This window comes from Fusobacterium ulcerans (assembly GCF_003019675.1).
GTDB classification, from domain to species: Bacteria; Fusobacteriota; Fusobacteriia; order Fusobacteriales; family Fusobacteriaceae; genus Fusobacterium_A; species Fusobacterium_A ulcerans.
Window position 1 is genome coordinate 3,096,113 of record NZ_CP028105.1, and the last position, 22,727, is coordinate 3,118,839.

At 27.9% G+C, this 22,727-nt stretch carries 21 protein-coding genes, 1 tRNA gene and 1 pseudogene; 8 read left to right on the forward strand and 15 right to left on the reverse strand.

Annotation, left to right across the window (positions count from 1 at the left end; translation table 11 throughout):
* Positions 1-98: 98 nt before the first annotated feature.
* Positions 99-671, reverse strand: coding sequence for a hypothetical protein (locus C4N20_RS14260; protein ID WP_005977388.1), 573 nt, complete (start codon positions 669-671; stop codon positions 99-101).
* A 295-nt stretch (positions 672-966) separates the two neighbouring features.
* Here C4N20_RS14260 and C4N20_RS14265 point away from each other — a divergent pair, with 295 nt between their 5' ends.
* Positions 967-1,851: an RluA family pseudouridine synthase gene (locus C4N20_RS14265; protein WP_005977387.1), complete on the forward strand. Its 885-nt coding sequence runs from the start codon at positions 967-969 to the stop codon at positions 1,849-1,851.
* 51 nt (positions 1,852-1,902) lie between these two features.
* Positions 1,903-1,989, forward strand: a tRNA-Leu gene (locus C4N20_RS14270).
* Positions 1,990-2,349: 360 nt separating this feature from the next.
* Here C4N20_RS14270 and C4N20_RS14275 read toward each other — a convergent pair.
* Together C4N20_RS14275 and C4N20_RS14280 are read right to left on the reverse strand one after the other, a co-directional pair.
* On the reverse strand, positions 2,350-2,637 hold the full coding sequence (locus C4N20_RS14275; protein WP_005977386.1) for a hypothetical protein: 288 nt from the start codon (positions 2,635-2,637) through the stop codon (positions 2,350-2,352).
* Positions 2,638-2,639: 2 nt separating this feature from the next.
* Positions 2,640-3,704, reverse strand: a complete 1,065-nt coding sequence (locus C4N20_RS14280; protein ID WP_005977385.1) for a hypothetical protein — start codon at positions 3,702-3,704, stop codon at positions 2,640-2,642.
* Positions 3,705-3,994: 290 nt separating this feature from the next.
* Between C4N20_RS14280 and C4N20_RS14285 the strand changes: the two genes are divergently transcribed.
* The gene (locus tag C4N20_RS14285) at positions 3,995-5,542 is read left to right on the forward strand and encodes a HEAT repeat domain-containing protein (protein WP_005977384.1); all 1,548 of its coding nucleotides are present in this window, start codon (positions 3,995-3,997) and stop codon (positions 5,540-5,542) included.
* A gap of 381 nt (positions 5,543-5,923) precedes the next feature.
* Here the strand turns inward: C4N20_RS14285 and C4N20_RS14290 are convergent, their stop codons facing one another.
* From C4N20_RS14290 to C4N20_RS14315, 7 genes are all read right to left on the reverse strand, one after another.
* Positions 5,924-6,436, reverse strand: a complete 513-nt coding sequence (locus tag C4N20_RS14290; RefSeq protein WP_005977383.1) for a toxin-antitoxin system YwqK family antitoxin — start codon at positions 6,434-6,436, stop codon at positions 5,924-5,926.
* Between the two features lie 328 nt (positions 6,437-6,764).
* Complete coding sequence (locus C4N20_RS14295) at positions 6,765-7,370, reverse strand: hypothetical protein (RefSeq protein WP_005977382.1); 606 nt, start codon at positions 7,368-7,370, stop codon at positions 6,765-6,767.
* A gap of 183 nt (positions 7,371-7,553) precedes the next feature.
* A complete protein-coding gene (locus C4N20_RS14300) occupies positions 7,554-8,060 on the reverse strand; it encodes a hypothetical protein (protein WP_005977381.1) in 507 nt (168 codons plus the stop codon).
* 613 nt (positions 8,061-8,673) lie between these two features.
* The gene (locus C4N20_RS16805; RefSeq protein ID WP_005977380.1) at positions 8,674-8,796 is read right to left on the reverse strand and encodes a hypothetical protein; all 123 of its coding nucleotides are present in this window, start codon (positions 8,794-8,796) and stop codon (positions 8,674-8,676) included.
* A gap of 374 nt (positions 8,797-9,170) precedes the next feature.
* Complete coding sequence (locus tag C4N20_RS14305; protein WP_005977379.1) at positions 9,171-9,665, reverse strand: hypothetical protein; 495 nt, start codon at positions 9,663-9,665, stop codon at positions 9,171-9,173.
* On the reverse strand, positions 9,665-10,237 hold the full coding sequence (locus tag C4N20_RS14310) for a chromate transporter (protein WP_005977378.1): 573 nt from the start codon (positions 10,235-10,237) through the stop codon (positions 9,665-9,667). The genes C4N20_RS14305 and C4N20_RS14310 overlap by 1 nt, the downstream gene beginning before the upstream one ends.
* 1 nt (position 10,238) lies before the next feature.
* A complete protein-coding gene (locus tag C4N20_RS14315; protein ID WP_005977377.1) occupies positions 10,239-10,811 on the reverse strand; it encodes a chromate transporter in 573 nt (190 codons plus the stop codon).
* A gap of 131 nt (positions 10,812-10,942) precedes the next feature.
* Between C4N20_RS14315 and C4N20_RS14320 the strand changes: the two genes are divergently transcribed.
* Together C4N20_RS14320 and C4N20_RS14325 are read left to right on the forward strand one after the other, a co-directional pair.
* The gene (locus C4N20_RS14320) at positions 10,943-11,815 is read left to right on the forward strand and encodes a LysR family transcriptional regulator (RefSeq protein WP_005977376.1); all 873 of its coding nucleotides are present in this window, start codon (positions 10,943-10,945) and stop codon (positions 11,813-11,815) included.
* 87 nt (positions 11,816-11,902) lie between these two features.
* Positions 11,903-12,487 carry a DUF4240 domain-containing protein gene (locus C4N20_RS14325; protein ID WP_005977375.1) on the forward strand — a complete coding sequence of 195 codons (585 nt, stop codon included), beginning with the start codon at positions 11,903-11,905 and terminating at the stop codon, positions 12,485-12,487.
* Positions 12,488-12,595: 108 nt separating this feature from the next.
* Here the strand turns inward: C4N20_RS14325 and C4N20_RS14330 are convergent, their stop codons facing one another.
* From C4N20_RS14330 to C4N20_RS14350, 5 genes are all read right to left on the reverse strand, one after another.
* Positions 12,596-13,123: a Hint domain-containing protein gene (locus tag C4N20_RS14330; RefSeq protein WP_005977374.1), complete on the reverse strand. Its 528-nt coding sequence runs from the start codon at positions 13,121-13,123 to the stop codon at positions 12,596-12,598.
* 88 nt (positions 13,124-13,211) lie between these two features.
* Positions 13,212-15,227 (reverse strand): hypothetical protein, encoded by a 2,016-nt coding sequence (locus C4N20_RS14335; protein WP_005977373.1) that lies wholly within the window; start codon positions 15,225-15,227, stop codon positions 13,212-13,214.
* Between the two features lie 19 nt (positions 15,228-15,246).
* Positions 15,247-15,648: a hypothetical protein gene (locus C4N20_RS14340; RefSeq protein ID WP_005977372.1), complete on the reverse strand. Its 402-nt coding sequence runs from the start codon at positions 15,646-15,648 to the stop codon at positions 15,247-15,249.
* 483 nt (positions 15,649-16,131) lie between these two features.
* Complete coding sequence (locus C4N20_RS14345; RefSeq protein WP_005977371.1) at positions 16,132-16,914, reverse strand: SDR family NAD(P)-dependent oxidoreductase; 783 nt, start codon at positions 16,912-16,914, stop codon at positions 16,132-16,134.
* An 18-nt stretch (positions 16,915-16,932) separates the two neighbouring features.
* Positions 16,933-17,451 (reverse strand): shikimate kinase, encoded by a 519-nt coding sequence (locus tag C4N20_RS14350; RefSeq protein WP_005977370.1) that lies wholly within the window; start codon positions 17,449-17,451, stop codon positions 16,933-16,935.
* Positions 17,452-17,597: 146 nt separating this feature from the next.
* On the opposite strand from C4N20_RS14350, the pseudogene C4N20_RS14355 reads away from it, so the two are divergent.
* From C4N20_RS14355 to C4N20_RS14365, 3 genes and pseudogenes are all read left to right on the forward strand, one after another.
* Positions 17,598-18,629 (forward strand): annotated as a pseudogene (locus C4N20_RS14355) (asparaginase); the annotation flags it as partial.
* Between the two features lie 607 nt (positions 18,630-19,236).
* Complete coding sequence (locus C4N20_RS14360) at positions 19,237-20,658, forward strand: aspartate ammonia-lyase (protein ID WP_005977368.1); 1,422 nt, start codon at positions 19,237-19,239, stop codon at positions 20,656-20,658.
* A 481-nt stretch (positions 20,659-21,139) separates the two neighbouring features.
* On the forward strand, positions 21,140-22,714 hold the full coding sequence (locus C4N20_RS14365) for a sulfatase family protein (protein ID WP_005977367.1): 1,575 nt from the start codon (positions 21,140-21,142) through the stop codon (positions 22,712-22,714).
* The last annotated feature ends 13 nt before the right edge of the window (positions 22,715-22,727 follow it).

Consider the following 22,727-nt stretch of genomic DNA (forward strand, 5'->3'; position numbering starts at 1 on the left):
ACATTATATTATTTGTATTATATCATATATTTATAAAATAATGTCTTTTCTTTTGTGAATTCAAAACCCCAGAAATATTATCTGGGGCCTTTCATTCATTATTTTTTTATTATCTCTTTAATTTCTTTTAATTTTTCTTTGTCTTTTTCTATTCTATTTTTTATTTTTTCAGCTTCACCTTTTAGCCCTTTTTTCAGTTCTTTATTACATTCTTCTATATCTTTTTTTAAATAATCTAGATTTTTTTTCAATTCTTCAACTATTTTTTCAGTTTCTTCTGAAATTTCTTCTTTTGTTTTAGATGCTAAATCCTTAACCTTTACTTCAATTTCTTTTTCTTTCAAAAATACTTTAGGAGTTTCTTTAGTTTCAATATCTGGTCTTAATCTAAGCATTTCTACATTCCCATCATAAGGAACATATATTATTATATCTTTGTCTGATTTCTCTCTTTTTATTTCTTTTTCATTAATTTTCACTTCTTTAACATGGTACTTATCAAAATATTCTTCCATTTTTTCTTCAAGAAGAGCTTTTAGCTCCCCAGTTGTCAAACTATTAGCACTTTTAGCAACTTCACATCCAAAAGCTTCTATAGCTTCTTCTCTTTTTTTCTCTGAATAATCATTAATTTTTTCCTTTGAAAAAGCATGAAATTCTTCGTGTTTCATAATATCATTCCTCCTAAAATTATTACAATCACGTTTTCAACTCAAATAAATATTCCTACTATAAAATAATACTTCTAAGCAATAATATACTTTTGTATTTTCTTACACTCAATATTCTATTGCTCATTCAAACTTCCTCTATTATTTATTAATATTTTTTCGTTATCCAACATTTATTTTAACTTTTTTCTTTTCTTAAAATAATTAAATTTAAAATTTAAATTCTAAAAGCTTTAATTTACTTAGTAAGACAACTATGGTATAATACTCTTTGATATAAATTAGGAGGAATATAATGATAAACAAAAGTAAAAAAAATACTGTATTTAAAGTTACAGAAAAAAATGAGTTAATGAACTTTTTAATAGAAAAAATGCCTGAAAAAAGTCGTACAAGTATAAAATCTCTTCTTACTAAAAGAAAAGTTTTTGTAGGAAATGATGTAGTTTCTCAATACAATCATCCACTTCTTCCAGGACAAACAGTCACAGTTGATTGGGGAAAAGTAACTATTGATACAACTATGAAGGGAGTGTCTATCATTTATGAAGATGATGATGTTTTGGTTGTAGAAAAAGAAAGTGGAATTCTTTCAATTGCTACTGACAATGAAAGAGAAAAAACTGCATATAATATGCTGAAAGAATATTTAAAAAACAAAGATCCTAAAAACAAAATTTTTGTTGTACACCGTTTAGATAGAGATACTTCTGGAATTATGATATTTGCTAAAACAGAAAAAGCTCAGGATATACTTCAAACTACATGGAACGATTCTGTAAAAGAAAGAACTTATGTAGCATTAGTTGAAGGTGTTGTTTATAAAGAAAAAGATACTATAATATCTTATTTACAAGAAAACAAAGCTTTTATAACTTATTCAAGTCAAAATCCTAAAGAGGGTAAAAAAGCAATTTCTCACTATAAAGTTTTGAAAAAAAATAAAAACTATTCACTTCTTGAAGTAAATATAGAGACTGGAAGAAAAAATCAGATTCGTGTACATATGCAGGATCTTGGACATAGTGTAGTTGGAGATAAAAAATATGGTTCTGGTAAAAGCCCTATCAACCGTTTAGGACTGCATGCTAATACTATTGTTTTTGTTCATCCTATTACTAAAAAAGTGTTACATTTCTCAAGTAAGATTCCTGCGGTTTTTACAAAAATATTTAATTAAAAAAAGTATTGACTTTTTTTGATAAATGTTATATTATAATTGAGTAACGATGCCTGGGTGGCGGAACGGTAGACGCGACGGACTCAAAATCCGTTTCCTGTCAAAGGAGTGAGGGTTCAAGTCCCTCCCTAGGCACCATTCAATCCCTCACTTTTTATAGTAGATGATTGAAATATATATATGTTAGCAATGCCTCTGGATCAAATGGTCTGAGGCCTTTTTTTTACTTAAAAAATTAGTACAAAGTGGCAATGGGGAAGAAGATATATAATATTTTATTGTATTATTATTTTTCTGCTGTTCGATTCAGTAAAAGGGGGGATGTCTATGCAGCTTATTTTAAGTTTCACTAGTTTTATTTCAGCTTTAATAACAATTTGGGATAAAGCTTCTTCTCTTTTGGGTAGTGAGGGGATACGCCCCTTGGCCAGTTTATATTAATTAAAAGAAAAGAGAAGAAATTAATCTTCTCTTTTCAAAAATTCATTTTTTATCTTTTTAAATTCTTCCTGTAGATTTATATAAATATATCATAATAATAGCTGCTATTATGAAGATTATCCTCTGACTCCATGATCCATTCATCAAATCTCCTGTTACATTTTGAGCAATTTCTAAAATGCCCCAAAATACTGCTACACCAAATAAGAAAAACAGAAATAAGAAAAAATCTTGTATTCCCAAAGGTACAAAAATCCCTGAAGTCACATATGCCCAGATTACAAAAGCAATAAATAGTAATACTGCTGGAAGAAAATATTTTAGTAAAAATACTTTTTTTTTCATTTCTATTCTCCTTTTTTTATTTCTGTTTTAATAGCTTCTTTTGTTGTATATGTATCTGGTAATATATTTGCAAAATCTCCTAATAATGCTTTTAAAGTTGTAGCACCATATTCTCTATACGGAACTGACTCTGTTCCCCAAGTACTTACTGCTACATCTTTAAATTTGATTTTATAATACATTTTATTATCTCCACTATGTTGAACTAAACCTTTTAAACTTTGGTATGACTTATTCATAGATTCATACAGCGTCAAAATAGACAAAGCTAAGTTTATATTATTATATGTATCTATTCCTATATTTTTATTTATATTAATTTTGGAACTTCTTCTTTCTAAAAAATCAATAAGAATTTCTCCTAATGGTTGATAAACCCAATCACGTGTCATATTAAAGCTACCCATTTTTTCAGGTTCTCTTTTTATGGCAAAAGTAACATCTGCCATGAATTCACTTATCATTCCTGTTCCATGTGCTATAAAAAAGAAAATTACTACTCCACTAGCAGTAGTTAAAGTACTAGCTCCAACTTTCCCTAGTAATCCCATTCCTCCAAGACCATTCATCCCACTTAAAAAAGAATTGTTCATTGTCTCTCTGAAATTAAAATCTTGTGGCATTATTATCATATCACCTTTTACACCTTTTAATGTTACAGTTCTTATATATGCCCCTTCTCTATTTATTTGTCTATGTTCTCTCAAAATAAAATGAAATCTATAACCCTTTGCATTGTCATAAGATTCATGATAAGATGATAAATACCCTTCAAATATCAAATGCCTTAATACATATCCATTTCTTGATATTTTAATTTCTATATCCCTTAATGCTCCTTTTGATGTTCCAGTAATCATACTCCATTTATTTAGTTTCATAATTTCAGCTAGATTTTTTTCATCTTCTCCTCTTAAATAACCTGTTATGATGAAAATTCCTTTTTTAAGAAACATTTTTATATTAGAAAAATCTATCTGTTTCAGTTCTATTTCTTCATCATTAATTTTAGATTTTATAAATATTTCTGTTTTTATTGCTTCATCTTCATAATGGTATAACTCCATAAATCAATCCCCCTTTTATTAAAATAGTTTTAATATATAAAATATTATACCATATAAATTTACTATTTAGTTTTTGTTAAAATTATAGAGATGCAATATAATTCTTTGCTGCGTTTTTATTTCTTTCAAATTTTTTTATAATATATTCTAAGATAGCATTTTTTATAAAAATAGCTTATTATATATAGATAAATTAATATTTTATAAAACTACTAAACACACTACTAAACATTTGTTTTTACCTTTATTCACATAAAATTATCTCATTAATTCTAATATTGGAGGACTGTATGTTGTTTCATAAAATATTTCATAAAAAGCAAAATTTTTTCTCATCAAGTCTTGATTCACATATCCAAGATTTTTATGCTGGAGATCTTAGAGCATTAGCAAAAATTTTTTGTGTTTTTGCTGAAAATATTTCAACCCAAAAATTAAAAGCTTCCCAAGTGTTAAATGAAGCTCTGATTTCATCCTCATTTGATGATATATGTAAAATTGATATACAAATGCGTGAGACCACTTCAATGGAATGGAATATTGACTGGAAAACTTTAAAAATTGAAAATTTTATTACAAAGCAAATGTCAAAAGATGAACAGCGAGCTATGCTTATCTTCTCTTCTTTCAATCCGAATGGATACATTAGAGAACAAGCTTTAAAACTTCTGGTTTTTTATGAAGAAACATTGCCATATCTTGTTCTAAGATTAAACGATTGGGTTTACAACGTGCGTCAAACTGCCTTAACTATGTTTTCAAAACGGTTGGTAGAGGCTACTGATGAAGAACTTATCAATACACTTCCCTTTCTCCATAAGCTTCAAAAAAGTAAAAGAGGTGATAATTTTATAATTTCTTCTCTTATGCAGGATAAATTTTGTGCCAATGAAAAGCTTTTAGAAAAAGGATTGGCAAACTCTGATGTAAGAACAAGAAAAACTTGTCTTTCTTTTCTTTCAAATACTTCATTGCCTAAAGCTGCATTATTATTGAAGCATATAAAAAAAGAAAGTGATCCATTTGTAAGGAGAATGATTTTTCAAATACTTTTCAAAGAAAATATAAAAATTGAAGAATTGAGTAAACAGTTTTTAAAAGATAAGTATCCTGCAAATCGGCTTCTTGCTTTACAATATTTATATGATTATAATATTGATCTTGCTTTTATAAAGGCATATCAGATGCTTTTAGATCGAAATTTGCAAGTCCGTATTTTATCCCGCGAAATTATTAAAACTATTAAAAAGACTGATAATTTTCATCAATTTTATCTTGAAAACCTTTCTTCAAACACTACAATTGCTGTCTATGGATTGGGAGAAGTAGGCTCCAAAGAAGATTGTTATATTATTGAGCCTTATTTGAAAAATAGTAAAATAGCTGTCGTTCGTGCTGCAATGATATCTCTAATGCATTTAGATTCTGAAAAATATATTACAATAATTACTGAAATGTTGTATTCTGAGCATTCAAGTATCGTTAATACTGCTTTTATACTTCTCAAAAAATATAAAGACTATGATTATAAAAAAATATTGAAAGCATACCAAGAAATAGACTATGAAAATGCAAAAATAAAATGTGCTTTGTTACTATTTCAAGCATCTAAATGGAAGACTTTACTATATATATTAACAATAATTGGAAGTAATTATGAAAAATTAGAAGCTATATGTCAAGCACAGCTAAGTAGATGGCTTTTATTATACAATAATTCTTTTCAGTCACTATCAAAAAAAGACTCTGAAGAAATTAAAATACTTATTAATATTAAAAAACCATTTTTAACTTCTAAGATAGAAAAAGAATTAATATTTTTGCTAAAAAATAATTGATTTTTTATTATTATATTTTTAATTTTATATAATAAATTAAGTAGATAAATTTTCATTTTTTACTTTTATTTTTTTTAACATTTTTATTTAAATAAGAGGAAAGCAATATATTTTAAGAATAATGATATATCCATGAAAAAATCTTTCCTCCAAAAGATATTTTTATTGTTTAAAAAAAGGGAGTTTCAATATAGTTGAAATTCCCTTTTATCTTTTTCCTTATTAGACTACTTTAATTCTTACTTATTTTCATATTATTCCAATTTTAATTCCAGATTTTCTAACTTAGATATTTCTGATATAGCCAAATTATTTTAATATAGATAAAACTCTATGGCAATCTCAAATATTAGATGTTTAAATTTTTAAATCAATCAAATTTTAACTTTTTCTTACGATTTCTCCATTCTTCCATAAAATTTTTTCTTTTATTTTTCCTTCTAAATCATATATTAACTCTATTCCTTCTTTTTTTCTATTTTTATTATATACAGATTCTGATTTTTTAATATTGTTTGGGTAATATTCAATAATCACTTCTAAAACTCCCATATTATAAATCTCCTCTCTTTTATCACCCTCATAGGAATATTCTATTTGAGGTCCATCTTTAAGTCCTTGCTTTAAATTTCTTTCATAGGCCTTTCTTCCATTAAGGTAATAATCTATCACTTTCCCATCTGCTAATCCATCAACAAAATAATATTCAGTGGCTGTGCCTGAGATAGAATATTTTTTAAGTACTCCAGTAAATGCTTCTGTTTCCTCTTTAACATAAACTCTTACTTCTCCATTTATTCTTCTTTTTTCTATATCCCCTGGAAAAACAATTCTAGTTTCACTATAAGATAATGTTCCAAATAAAAATATTATTGCTGTTATTAGCTTTTTCATAAAATTCTCCTTCAAGTGTTGATGTACTCTTATTGTAAAATAAAATTAATTTATTCCTGAAAATAGCTTTTTAAAAATTTTTTCTCTTCGAATATCTATGTTTCCATATAAATTTCTCTTTATTTCATATAAAAATATAACATGAGAAGACAATGCCATTCACAAGGTATTGGTTATGCTCTTATTTTTTGACTTGGCTCTATTTTTATATTAAGGTGCAATTATAAAATTATAATTTCTATCACTTATTTTTCTATTTAAAAAAATAGCTGCCAGAAGGCAGCTTTTCCATTAATACTTGTTTTAAACAATATATTTATTAACAAAATTATTCTTTATTGCTTTTCTCTATTTGTTCCAATTCTTCTACAACATCATTTAATGTTTTATATATTTCTTTTTCTGTTCCTTCTTTAATTTTAGTATTATCTATTTCAAAATTCACTCCATATAATTTTAAATTAGAAGGAATTCCTTCCATTAAAAATCTAAAGTTTGCTCTTACTCCACTTTCTTCTGGAATTGTTATATTTAAAATAGGATGTAAAGAATATGAAACATACCCTTCTTTGTCTTTTAACTGTAACACTTTTTTTTCTGATAAATTAGCAAGTCTTACTGTTTCCTTTGATTTATTTTTTAATCCCACTTTTATCTCATAATATTTTGCAGTTTTTTCAACTGAAAGAATAGTACAGTCAATATATTCATTAAAAGCTTTTTGATCCAATATTATTATTGCTTCGTCAGTACTATTTCCTTCAACCCTTCCTTTGTCTATTCCTTTTTTCAATCCCTTTAATATATTTTTTCCTGTAGATACTGCTCCTGAAACAGCTTCTGTTACTCCATCAGTAACCAAAGATTCCTTTTTTTCTGTTGAATATCCACTAATAGACAATCCAATAAATAGAATTAATATTATTTTTTTCATAATCACTCCTCAGATGTTTTATTAAATTATTATAGCATTTATTTCTTATTTTAAAAAACAATAAATAATAATTTTTTATAATAAAAAATCAATTATTGTTTCTTATTTCAACCATTTTATTTAATAAAAAATAAAGTATATATTTTAAAATTTCATTGAACTTTTAAAACTATCAAAAAAACCTTACCAACCTCTAAGAGATATTTTTTCATATAACCTTTCACCTTTTTTCTTAAGCCTTTCTAAAAGATCTTTATTATGCTTTTCAACTTTTATTTTTAAAGCTTCTGAAACCTCTTGAAGATTTTTCAAATATTTTTTAAGTTTTAAATTGATATCAATTTTATTTTTTTTCAAAACAAATACTATCTCTCCTTCTTTTTTTATAATAGGTAATTTGAGTGGTTTTATTGAATCAGGAAAAGTTTCTAATAATTCATCATTTCCTGTAAATTTAAGATAAAATATTGCAACATCTTTTTTATCTATTTTTTTTATTTCCTCATATAAAAATTCAAGAGGTTCTATTTTATTTTTTTCATGTACCTCTTCTATAACTTCAGAAAATTTTTTTAACCCAGTTCTCATTTTTTTAGCTTCATCTTTTAAGTCTCTTAGTGCATAATTTCTCATCCTATTAAGATAACACTCACAACTAACTCCATTAAAAATAACAAATTTATCTCTCATGTCATCTTCTAACTCCTTATAATGTATTTTTTATGATCAATATATTTTTACATATTGTTTATATTATACCATACTTTTTAAATTTTTATTCGTTTTTAAATAAATAAAAGATTATTTATAAAAAATACATTATTTTTTGTTTTTTATTTTGAAAAAATAACAATATTTCATTTTATAGTATTCTCAATTATAAAAAAACTGTACCCAAAATCTTAAATACCTAAGATAGGGTACAGCATTTTATGTTTATAGTATTCCTGATTAAATAACAAGTATTGTAGTTCAATTTGTTAAATTAATATTAAGAGCTATATAGTTAAAACATCTTTTAATATTTATACTATACCACTTTTAAAATTTTCTTTAGCAAAGTTTTAAGTATAATTTATTTCATACTAAAATTGAATTTAGTCTGCCTATAACTCTTCAATTGAATAAATTAATGTTGTTCCTTTAACTTTTAGAGCTAAACTTTGTCCATTTTCTGCAAATTTATATGCATGTTCATTACTTGATTTTGTTTTTCCTAATTTTGTATGTACTTTTACCCAAACAGGAGCTCCTGCTGCTATAGTTCCTTTATATTCAGCTAAATCTATTGTTCTAGACTGTCCTACTGGAAAAGAGTCACTTGACCATAATTTTTTTCTTTTCCATCCTCTGCATACATAACATCAAAACTCATTACAAAAGCAGCACTGTTAACACATGATATTTTTTGAATTTCTTTTGACATTTTTATCACTCCTTGTTTTTAATTTAACATTAAAATATATATTCCGAGTATATGCTGTAAGTTGCCTTAAAAAACTTTATTTTTCTCTTTATCTATCCTTAATTTTAAATTATACTCTGATATTTTTGTTTGTCAATCTATAAATATACTTTATATATTTATAAAAATTTTATTAAAAAATAATTTTATTTTTAATTTAATAATATTTTCAAAACTATTATAAAATTATATTAAAAAGTATACATCAATGATTCTGAAACTTTAACTACTAAAAACAGTTAAATAAAATTAATTTTCAATATATCCTTTTAATATTTATTTTTCCTATTTTACTTTTAGTGCCAGCTCTTTATTAATAAAGTATATTTTCAGATTTAAACTGTAATAATATCATTTTCATGCACCATATAATAACTTAAAACATAAATAGCTGACCAAAATTCTGCTGGAAAGTCATCTGATGAGGAAATTTCTTGAGAATGAAAACTAAAGAAAGGTGAAATTTTTCCAATAACTTTATTTTTCGAAATAAATGAAATACTAAAATCTTTTTCTTGCACAGCTTTCCATTCACCATAAGGAGTGTTTATAATCATATATTCAACTTTAGGTGAATGAACAATTGAACTTTTTTCATCTTCCTTAAATTTTAATTCTGTTGTAGCTATTATTTCATTATCTTTATTTTTTATAATATATTTATCCTCTTTATTTTCAATAATTATATCTGTTTCATATACAATGGAATTATCTTTTAATATTAATCTTGCTGAATCCATAAAGTTTTTTGATTTTATACAGTCTATTACAATCCCTTCATTGTTTTCAATTTTATATCCCATTAAAGTGCTTTTAACATATAAGTTCATTACATCCCTCCCATAAAACCATATACAATTCCTCCAACAATACCACTTCCAATCATGACATAAGTTGGGTTTAATCTAAATTTTCTTAAAAAAAACATCCCCACAGCAAATAAAAATACAGAAAAATAATTCAAATGAATTTTTCCAATTTCTATTTCACTTTCACCAAAAAAAGCCAGCAAAACCATTGATACTCCAGCAGATGCTATCAAAGAAACCACAGCAGGTCTCAATCCATCTAAAATTCCATTTATAACAGTCAATTTTCTATATTTGAAATATACCATTGCTATTGATAAAACGATTATAAATGAAGGAGTTACACATCCTAATGTTGCTATTACAGCTCCCGGAAATCCTGCTATTTGTATCCCAACAAATGTAGCACTATTTATAGCGATTGGACCAGGTGTCATTTGAGAAATAGTTATTATATCTGCAAATTCTTTCATAGTAAGCCAGCTATGAATAGTGACGACTTCATTTTGTATAAGAGGCATAGCTGCATAACCACCACCTATACTGAACATTCCTATTTTGAAAAAACTTAAAAATAATTGTATATATATCATTTTATTTTCCCCTTTTTAATCTGAAATTACTATGAATAGCACCAACAATTCCACAAACTATTATAATTAGAATTATATTTATTTTAAGAAAATAAGTCGCAATAAAAACTAATATCATCATACTGATAGGAAGAAGTTTTTTTGATTTTACTACTTGTGAAGCCATTGAATAGACAACATCAATAATTACTGCTGCTACTCCAGCCTGCATGCCTTTCATCACTGCATTTACAATTAGATTTTCTTTGAAGGCTAAATAGAAGAGGGAGATTACTGAAAGGATTATTAATGGAGGTAAAACTGTGGCAACTGTGGCAATTACTGCCCCCATAATTCCGCTGAGACGATAACCTATTATTATTGAAGCATTTACAGCTATTGCTCCTGGAGAAGACTGTGCTATTGCTATTAGATCAAGCATTTGAGTATCCTTCATCCACTTGTATTCCTCAACAAATTTTTTTCTCATCAGGGGAATTATTACAAATCCTCCCCCAAAGGTGAAACTACTAATGTAAAATGTTGATAAAAATAATTTTCGATAAAAATTTTTTTCCTGATTTTTGGTAGACATTTTTTTCCTCCTTAAATTCTTATTTATTAAATTATACTCCTTGAAGATATATAAATAAAATAGTATAATCTTATATTATATATAAATGATTAGTTATCTATTTTGATTAGTTATAAAACTAAGGAGAAAAAATGACAGTACGACACATGAAAATATTTATAATGGTTTGTGAATGCAATAGTATCACTTTAGCTGCAAAAAAACTTTTTGTTGCACAGCCAGCAATAAGTTTTGCTATAAAAGAATTAGAAGAATACTATGGAGTTAAATTTTTTGACAGAATATCTAAAAAACTATACATTACAGAAAAAGGAAAAGAGTTTTTCAGTTACTCTTCTCAAATAATAAATTTAGTTGAAGAAATGGAAAACAAAATAAAAAACAATGATACACTAGGTATATTAAAGATAGGTTCAAGTCTGACTATTGGAAAGTATTTTCTAAATGATTATCTAAAAAAATTTCAGCAAGCATATCCACTTATTCAAACAAATATATGTGTTGAGAATTCAAATATAATAGAAGCTAGAATACTGGATAATCTTTTGGATATTGGTCTCATAGAAGGAATTGTTCACTCTGACAGCATTGTATCTGAAACATTTTTTGAAGATAGATTAGTTTTTATCTGCAATAAATCTCATCCCTATGCAAAAAAAGAAAAATTATTATTTAAAGATATTTTAAAAGAAAATTTCATACTGAGAGAAAAAGGAAGCGGAGTCAGAGAAATATTTAATAGTTTCATTACCTCTAAAGAGTTAGCAGTAAAACCCGGCTGGGAAAGTATAAGTACAGGAGTAATAATTAATGCAGTAAAAAGCAATATGGGAGTCTCCCTCCTTTCATATCAGATGGTGAAGAAAGAAATAGAAGAGGGAAAATTAGCAATTTTAAATGTAAAAGATGTTGAATTGAAAAGAAAATTTAATATAATTTATCACAAAAATAAGTTTATAACACCATCAATAAAAAAATTTATTAATATATGTAAAAATATCTAGTTTATTTTAATATCCCTTAATTGCTTTTGTTTAATTTTTACTATATACTAACATTAGGTACTAATAAAATTTACTGGAGGAGAGATTATGACTAAGATGGAATTTTGGCAGTTAATGGATGTATTTAGAAAAGACAGCAATGGAGATAATGAAATATTTCTTCAATCTGCACAAGAATACCTAAGCAGTTGCAATATAGAAGATGTGTGTTACTTTGGAGGATATCTTGGAGCATACATGGAAGCTGTAAATGAATGTGTATGGGTAGATATGGCTTGTAAAGTAATCAATGGTTATGTAAGTGATGATACTGGATTATATTTTGCTCTATGGCTTATCTCTCAGGGAGAAGAGGTCCTAGTTAAATCTCTTATTGATCCTGATTCTTTAGCAGAAGTGCCAAATATTCCTTTTGGAAATGCTGAATTTGAAATGCTTATGAGTATTACTTATGAATTAATAGGTGAAGAAATGGATATTGATAAAGTTAGCTCTTTTCAAAGGGAATGCTTAGAAATAATAACTCCAGATATTCATTATAAAAACAATGATAAATATGGTAATTATGAATACTTTGAAGAGGCAATGGAAGATATTCCAAATGTTCTCCCTAGACTTATTGAAAGAGCAGCCTCGGAAAATTTTGACTGGAAAAACTTGTATGAATTTTAAATTTTCCTATTTTTTAAAATAAATGATTTAATTTTTTCAGATAAAATTGCCAGAATATGAATATAATATAAAAACCTCAGATTTTATTCTGAGGTTTCTCTTTAACTGTTACCCTTTCAATTTTTCAAATTCATCCATTAATTTTTTCATCTCTGTCTCTATCTCATTTATTCTTTCATTATTTCTATATCTAGTACTTTCTAAATTATTTTGAACTTGAAAATCTCCAACCCAAATGTCATTGCAAATGATAGTACTCATTTCTTCTAATAGTACATTATATACTCTAGTATCAGCTTCAACTTCAGCAATAATTTCTATACTTTCCAATTGATTTTCTCTTATAACTACTTTATCCAATGGATTTACTTCTTTAAGTCTTTTATACCCTTTTTCTGTCATAATTGGATGATTAGATGTTGCTTTTAATATTATTCCATTCACCAGTTTTAACTCACTGATCTTTTCTTCATATCCTGTATAAATATCTACAATTCTTTTAGCTCTGGCATCTGGGACTGCTACCATATCACCTATTTTTACTTCTTCAATTCTTTGTTTACTTCCATCAGCCATTGTAAGTATAGTTCCTTCTGCAAGACATCCGTTTAAGCATTTGCTTTTTAGGTTATTCATATATTCCTCCCTCTATAATGAAGATTATAAATTCATTATAACACCATCTCTAAAAGAAAGATACTCTATTACCTAATCAGCTCAAACCTTATCCATTCAATCCTTTAATATACTCATTATATTTTTTTCTCAAATCTTGCAGTTTTTCAGTTGTTTCTTTTATTTTTGTATCAACATTCTCTATATTTTTATCAAGTGATATCAGCTTTATAATATATTCTTTTCCTTGTACTGAAGTACTTCCAACAGTATCAATATTTCTTCTCATTCTGTCTTGTTCTTTTATATAATTTTCACGTAAATCAGACATTTCTTTATGTTTCATTTGAATTTCTTCCATTTCACCATACATAGTTGCAGCTTTTACAAAAAACTCTCGAATATTGGGAGATATTTCTTTATTTGTTGAATAGTATACTAAGTTATCCTTAGAAAAATTGGCAATACTTGTACTGGTTAGCTTTACCACTTCTTCTTTTACAAGAATTTTTGCTTCACTGCCATTTTTTATTTTCACATCAAAACGATATAAAGCACCAGTTTTCTCCATATATTTTTGCGGTTCTATTAATTTTGAATTATTCATAATAGGATGCTCTACCACAATATTCTTATCTTTAGTACTATTATTTTTGAATGTATAGACTTTTTCATAAACATGTTTTATGCTTATATTTAAAACGCCTTTAACCACTGTTACAGTATCTGTTTTAGCTGTTTCTGAAGCTGATACTGTTCCAGTTACAGAAAGATCATCTCCATAAGCTATCATTCTTTCATCATTCTCAGGTAAAAATTCTAAAAGTGCATCTCCTACATATGTCCCATCATCATATATTGTAATAGGGCCTGCTGGTAATTTCATTCCAGAATTATTTTTAAATTTCACTCCAAGTGCTGGATTAGAACTGACACCATATCCTGCATTTCTTCCATCAAATATAGATACTTTCTTTGCATCAAAATTAGTCTGTACTAATGGAATCATTGCACTTTGCTGTCTCTCCAAAGTAACGGGTTTTGGTGTTGTAAACACAAACATATCACCAGCGTTTCTAGTATTAGTTACTTCTTGATGAACATTCCCTGCAAAAGCCATAGGAGACTTCATCATTTTCCTTCCATTTATATTAATTTCTGAAGCAAGAACTTCCTTGCTCATCTCTATATTATCCTCTCCAACATAATATGTATCCACCATACCGCTTTCATATGTCCTAGCTTGTGCAAATCCAGCAATTGACAGAGGAATAATAGGTCTATTCAGATGATATGGTGCATATAGTTCTTGTATAAATGATACAGGTTTTCCTGTGACAAGAGATAGTTCCACATTATCCCAGTCCATTTCGCCTACATTGTCCACTATTGCCCAACCTTGAAGATATGGTTTTTCACCAGCCAAATCAAATCTATAAGTAGCTTTCCATACAGGAGCTGCTATTACATAACTAAATTCTATATCTCTTTTTTTATCTCCAGAAAGATTGATATTTATATTTTTTATATTGCTATTTTTAGAATTCAATATTAGATCAAGTGCCCTGTTCATATCATCAGTTATTTTTGGATCTGTAAAACTATAGGATATAATTTCATCTGTTTTTATAGTTTGAATTTGACCTTCACTTAATATAGAAAGACTGGATATTTCTGCTGCCTCATCTCCTATTTTTACTTTTTTAATTCTAGCTCCTATTATTTTTCCTGTTATTTCTCTAGTGGCTGTAATCTTTACCTCTGCTCCTCTTAATGAATTTAATATCTCTTCAATAGAGGGATTATTATTAAGATCAATACTCAAGCTGGCAAGAGTCCTTTTCACAGTCTCTTCTGAAGGATAATTTATCACTGGTAAAGCAGTATTAGGATCATATATAATAATAGATTTTAATACATCATTTAAAGCACTTGTTTCAAATGGCAATGTTAATTTCGATGCATTTTCAATAGTTCCCTTGTGCTCAAAATATCCTACCCCTGATGAATATAATGTTACTTTCTTTATTGGTACATCTGCATTTTTTACTGTGTTATTAGCTTCTAGATTCATGGTTCCTCCTATTATTAGACCTGCTAAAATTAATAAAACCTTTGATTTCATTATACCTCCTATCATGTTATTACAACAGAGATTTTTTATATGAAATTTTTTTAAAAATTTGATACAAAAAACCTTCTAAATAACAAACTAAAAATGTAACAACAAAAGCAAATGAAAGTATTTCTGTCATTTTTACTTCATTTGTATATCCTTGTTCAGAAAAAACTTTTGTCATAAATCCTATAGATTTTCCTGTTATAAAACTAATGATTACATATCCAAGAAAATATTTTATTTTAAAAGATTTATCTTTTAGTTTATATAAGAAAATAATAATGTAAAAAATAACATTTCCGTAATTTCTTATTTTATCTAAATCCACTTCTCCATAAAGTACTGAAAATAAAACACTTAAACCTAGTGCAATAATATTAAAGCTTACTCCACTCCAAAATACAAACATATCAATTTTTTTAAACACAAATTCCTCCTAAAGATTAACAAACTTTATTTATATAATATCCTATTTCACTCAAAACATCTACTATTATAATAATTTCAATAACTTAAAAAAGTATTTCTTTCAATCTTTAAGACTATGACACAATCAAAGTTAAATATAATAAAAATAAAATATATTAATTATTCCCTAAAACAGCAGCTAAAAATATAATATCTGAAAGAAAAATTATAAAAATGAGAACTATTCCTTAATTTATTTTTTTGATTTTATAACTATCTCCTAGAAAAGTATATAAAAGATTATTCAGAAAAAAATAGAGGGATAGAATATGTTTATCAACTTCTTATTTTTAGAAGAAATTTAAAGTTGGGCGAAATATTTTATTTGAAACTATAAAAAAAGTTGGCATCTTGCCTTTAATAGAATGGATGCAGAGCATATACGAATAAATTATTTAAAAAAAACCACAGATTTAATATCCGTGGTTTTTATAAAGAAAATTTATTTTTTATATACAGTACGTCCATCAGCTTGGAACATAGGAGTCATAACTATCTCTGGGATTTGTACGTTATCAGGAAGATTACAGATATATGTAACTGTATCAGCTATATCATCTGGAGTAAGAGCTTCTATTCCTTTATATACTTTCTCGGCTTTATCCTTATCTCCTTTAAATCTTATTACACTGAAGTTAGTTTCAACTAATCCAGGTTTTATATTAGTTACTTTTACTTTTGTATCAACTAAATCTATTCTAAGTCCATCAGAAAGAGTTTTTACAGCTGCTTTAGAAGCACAATATACTGCTCCTCCTGCATATGCAGCATCTCCAGCTACTGATCCCATATTTATTACAAGAGCTGGTTTATCTCTTTCAATCATTCCAGGAACTACTTCTCTTATCATATAAAGCATACCTTTTACATTTGTGTCTATAACTGCATCTATATCTTCTGCTGAATTAGAATACACTTTTTCCATACCTAGAGCAAGTCCTGCATTATTTACAAGAATGTCTATATTTTTCCATTCTCCTTCAAGAGCAGCTATCTTCTCAGCGACTTCATTATAGTTTCTTGCATCAAGTTGTATAGGCAATACTTTTACACCATATTTTTTTTCTATTTCATTTTTAACTTCATTTAATACTTCAGTTCTTCTTCCAGTAAGAATAAGGTCAACTCCCATTCCTGCAAGCTTTTCCGCACAAGATTTTCCTATCCCACTTGTAGCTCCAGTAATTAAAGCAAGCTTCCCCTTTAAACGATTTTCATTGCACATAAAAAATCCCTCCTTATTTTAACTGTTATAAATATAAGCTTCTTTTATCTTTTCCGCAGTATCGTACATATTACTTTCTACATCTATTCTCACACTGAAATCTGCTGATATTCTATAAAGTATCTCTCTTTTAGAATGAAGCTCCTTTATCTTCTCAAACATATCCTCTACATTGAGAAGAGGTCTTCCCTTACTATGTCTTACTCTTTCATATATACATTCAATCGTACAATCAAGATACACAATAAACGAAGTTTCCCTTAGAGTTTTGATATTTTCATTGTCTATTATGACTCCTCCACCAGTAGCAATAACTATATTATTATCTAAAGATTCCTCATAAACAATCTCTCTCTCTAATTTTCTGAAATAAGCTTCTCCCTTTTCCTCAAATATTTCAGGGATTGTTTTTTTCTCTCTTGCAGAGATCATTTTATCTATATCAATAAATTTCATATCTAAGTATTTGGCTAGAACTCTGCCTATAGTGCTTTTTCCACTTCCCATAAAACCAATTAGAGCTATATTATCCTTCATTCGTTCCTCCTTCGGTAATTATACCATTTCTTTAGTATAATTTAAAGTTTAAATCTAGAAATATTTTGAAATTATTTGTCTATTGTTTTTTTTCCGATTTATAAGTATAATTTAGGAAATAATATCAATTTTGTTTGGAGGAAAAAATGCTAGATAAAGTTTTGATTATCAACACTGGTGGAACTATTGGGATGGTAAATAGTGAAAAAGGGGATCCAAATAGTCCGTTAAGACCAGCTAATGACTGGAATGAAATTGCAAAAGAACACCCTATTCTTGAAAAATTCTCAACAGATTATTATCAGTTCTCTCCATTGATCGATTCATCAGATATGTCCCCAGAAGTATGGATTAAAATAGCTGGTATAATTGAAAAAAATTATGAAAACTACAGAGGTTTTGTTGTCCTACATGGAACTGATACTATGGCCTTTACAGCTTCTGCTCTCTCATTCATGCTTAAAAATCTTGATAAGCCAGTGGTTCTTACTGGATCACAAGTACCTCTGCAATTTCCAAGAAGTGACGCTCTTCAAAATCTTATCACGGCTATACAAATAGCAGGTAATGACCTGTATGGTGTAAAACTTGTTCCTGAAGTTTGTATTTTCTTTAGAGATACTCTAATGAGAGGAAACAGATCAAGAAAAATAGATGCTACTAATTATTTTGGATTCTCTTCTCCTAATTATCCAGCTATTGGAGAAATTGGTGGAGATATTAGAATAATAAAAGATAGAATTCTTGACAGACCAGCAAGTAAAAATTTTTATGTAGATGGAAAAATGAACAGCAAGGTTATTATTCTTGAATTATTCCCTGGGTTAAATCCACAATATTTAAAAAGTATATTTGAAAATACCAATGAAATAAAAGGAGTTATCTTAAAAACTTTTGGAAATGGAAACGCCCCTACTAGTGAAGAATTTTTGAATGTGCTTAAATATATTTCATCTAAAGGCATAGTTATAGTAGATATCACTCAGTGTACAAAAGGTTTTGTAAAAATGGGATTATATGAAGCAAGTGCAAAACTGACAGATGCTGGAGTAATAAGTGGTGTAGATTTGACTCCAGAAGCTGCTGTTACAAAATTGATGTACCTTATAGGAAAAGGATATGATACTGAAGAAATAAAAAGACTTATGCAGATAGATATGTGTGGAGAACAAACTATCAGCCAGTATAATTTTGTTTTTGAAAATACTTCCTCTGCTCCTTCAGACAACTTTGAACTTGAAGTATCTATTCCAGATACATTAAGAGAAGAGGATCTATTTGAAGCAGTAGTGAGAATGAAAGAGATAGCAGACAGAGAATTTATTGATAAGGAATTAAATATTTCTGTTGCTATTGAGGGAAAAAATCATCATGAAAATGAAAAAATGCTAAAAATAAATAACAAAATAAGTAAAATAATTGCTGCTGATAAGAAAAGCCTTCATACAATTTTCAATCATTCTATAAAAAGTATTATCGATGAAAATGATACATTGAAGATAAAAATAAATAGCAATATGAAAATCAGTTGGAAAAAAATTAATTTTTCTGTTTACTCTGAATGCCTAAAATGATATAATAATTTTGTGACAAGATATTTTCATAACATTAAAAAAAAATATGTTTATTTTCATTTTTATTAAATAAATATATAATTATTTAATTGGTATATTCTTATGGCGAACTTCATATATTTTTTGAAGCTTTTTTTGGTACTTTCTATCTTGAAAAATATTCATTTACCCTGTATCATTATTGTGAGGATAAAATTTAGGAGGGGTAAGAATGATAAAATACAGATTAGAAAGTGATTCAATTGGAACTTTAGAGGTGCCAGCAGACGCATATTATGGAGTACAATCTCTTAGAGGACAAAATAACTTCCACATTACTGGTTACAAAGTAAGTGATACTTTTATAAAAGCATTAGCATATGTAAAAAAAGCAACATCAAAAGCAAACTATGAAGCTGGAGTTATCAGTCAAGAAGTAGAAGCTGCTATGATAAAAGCTGCTGACGAAATCATCGCTGGAGGATTCAGAGATCAATTCATCACTGATGTTATCCAAGGTGGAGCAGGAACTTCTATGAACATGAACATGAATGAAGTTATTGCTAACAGAGCTAATGAAATATTAGGTGGAGAACTTGGAAAATATGACAGATGTCATCCAAATGACCATGTAAACTATGGACAATCAACTAACGACGTTGTTCCAACTGCTGGAAAACTAACAGTTCAATTTATGATAAAAGATTTATTAGTTTCTTTACAAGAACTTTTCGATACATTACAAGCTAAAGGAGACGAATTCGACCATGTAATTAAAATGGGAAGAACTCACCTTCAAGATGCTGTACCTATTAGATTAGGACAAGAATTCAGAGCATTCTCTGGACCAGTAGCAAGAGATATCAAAAGAATCAAAGGAGCAGTAGAAGAGCTTACTTATGTAAATATGGGAGCAACTGCTGTTGGAACTGGTATCAATGCTGACGTTAACTATGTAGGAAACGTTGTAAGAATTCTTTCAGAAGTTTCTGGATTTGATTTCAAACAATCTCCAGACCTAGTTGATGGAACTAGAAACCTTGACAGTTTTGTATGGTTATCTTCTGCACTAAAAACTTGTGCTGTAAACCTATCAAAAACTGCTAACGATTTAAGACTTATGGCTTCTGGACCAAAAGCTGGACTAGCTGAAATCTCTTTACCTCAACAACAGCCTGGTTCTTCAATCATGCCTGGTAAAGTAAACCCAGTTATTCCTGAAGTATTAAACCAAGTATGTTTCCAAATATTCGGAAACGACATTACTATAGTAAAAGCTGCTGAAGCAGGACAATTAGAATTAAACGTATTTGAACCAGTTTTATTCTTCAACTTATTCCAATCAATAGAAATATTGAAAAATGGAATCAACACTTTCATAGAAAACTGTTTGAAAGGAATCACAGCTCAAGAAGAAAACTGTAAAGGTTGGGTAGATAGAAGTGTTGGTATCATCACAGCTCTTAACCCACATATTGGATATAAAAATGCAGCTGAAATAGCTAAATTATCTATAAAAACTGGAACTCCAGTTGCACAAATAGTTCTTGAAAGAGGATTATTAAGCAAAGAGGATCTAGATATTATTTTAAATCCGTTTGAAATGACTAAACCTGGAATCCCTGGAAAAGAACTTTTAAACAAAAACAAATAATAGCTCACAAACCGTCAATCATTCATAAAAAAAACTCCCTGTCCATGCAGGGAGTTTTTTTATTACCTCTATATTTTATTTGTTATTCTTATTCAATTACTTTTCTTCATTATTTTTCTATGGTTTGTGTATTTATAATATTTCTTTTATAACATTGGTAGTTTCTCATAATTAATTCACTCTCCATCTTTTATTCCTCACAGCACTTCATTTAACAAACATTTCATAAAACAGCCAAATAATTAATAATAATTGTAACACACAATTCTTATTACAATTTTTAATGAAACAACTCTTCCCTCAAAAAATATTTCGTCATAAAAAATAAATATTTATTTTTTATTTAACGGTTTATATCGGTACAAATAATATAGTTATAAAATATTTTCATATTATTTATTGACATATTTTAAGAAATATTATATTATAATCTTATAATTAATTCGTAATATAAATCAATTATTTTCAAGGAGATATTTTTATGAAAAAAAGACCTAATATTTTATTGATAACAAGTGATCAGCAGCACTTTGATACAATAGGTGCTTTTAATAAAGAGATTCTGACTCCTAATCTTGACAGGTTAGTTAAGGAAGGAACTACTTTTGACAGAGCCTACTGCCCAAATCCTACTTGTACCCCTACCAGAGCATCTATTATCACGGGAAAATATCCAAGCCAGCATGGTGCATGGACTTTAGGAACTAAATTATCTGAAAATGAAACTACCATTGGAGATGTACTCAGAGGAAATGGATACAAGAGTGCTCTAATAGGAAAAGCACATTTTCAGCCGCTGGCATCTACAGAGGAATTTCCTTCTTTAGAAGCTTATCCATATTTACAAGACCTTGAGTTCTGGAAAAATTACAGAGATAGATTCTATGGATTCGACCATGTGGAGCTTGCAAGAAATCATACTAACGAATCTCATGTAGGACAGCATTATGCAATATGGCTTGAAGAAAAAGGGTGTAAAAACTGGAGAGATTATTACCTGAATCCTACTGGTAATATGAGCGAAGAAGAATATCCAAGATTAGAAATATTAGTAGAAAAAGAAGGAAACATTCTCAACAGCAAGAGAAACTGGGGAAAATGGGAAATTCCAGAAGAATATCACTATAATTCATGGATAGCTGAAAGATGCAGCAGTATGCTTGAAGATTACAAGAACAATGATGAAAATTTCTTTCTTTGGGCAAGTTTCTTTGATCCTCATCCTGAATATTTTGTACCTGAACCTTGGGCATCTATGTATGACCCAGAAAAACTCTCTATAGATGAAGAGACAATAAATGATGATCATAAATATAATCCACCACATTTTAGGAAAACACAGGAAGAAAATCCTGATTTCAGTGAATATAAAGAAACTGGATTTGGCATCCATGGTATGCACTCACATCTGCAAAAAAAAGAAGATATCAAAAAAGACCTTGCACTATATTATGGAATGGTATCTATGATGGATAAATATATTGGTAAAATTTTGGATAAACTGGAAGAATTAGGACTTGCTGAAGATACTATAATAGTATTTACAACAGATCATGGGCATTTTGTTGGACAGCATGGACTTATCAGAAAAGGTCCCTTCCATTATGAAGATCTCATCAAAATACCTTTTATTGTTAAGTATCCTAAAGTTGTTCCTGAAAACAAAGTTTCTCATTCTCTTCAATCATTGGTAGATCTTGCTCCTACTTTTTTAAGTATGTGTGGAATAAAAATACCATATGATATGACTGGAATTGATCAGACTAAAGCATGGGCAGATGAAAATGTAAAACTGAGAGATCATGTTATTTGTGAAAATCACCATGAACCTACTACTATACATTTAAAAACTTATGTTGACGAAAGATACAAATTAACTGTATATTACAATCAGACTTATGGAGAGCTTTTTGATTTAAAAGAAGATCCAAAGGAATTAAATAATTTATGGGATAATGAAAAATATAAAGAACTGAAAAGTGAGCTGCTTTTAAAATATATTTGGGCAGAACTAGGAAAAGAACCAATGTGGATGCCAAGAATAAAACAGGCATAGTAAAATATCTTAA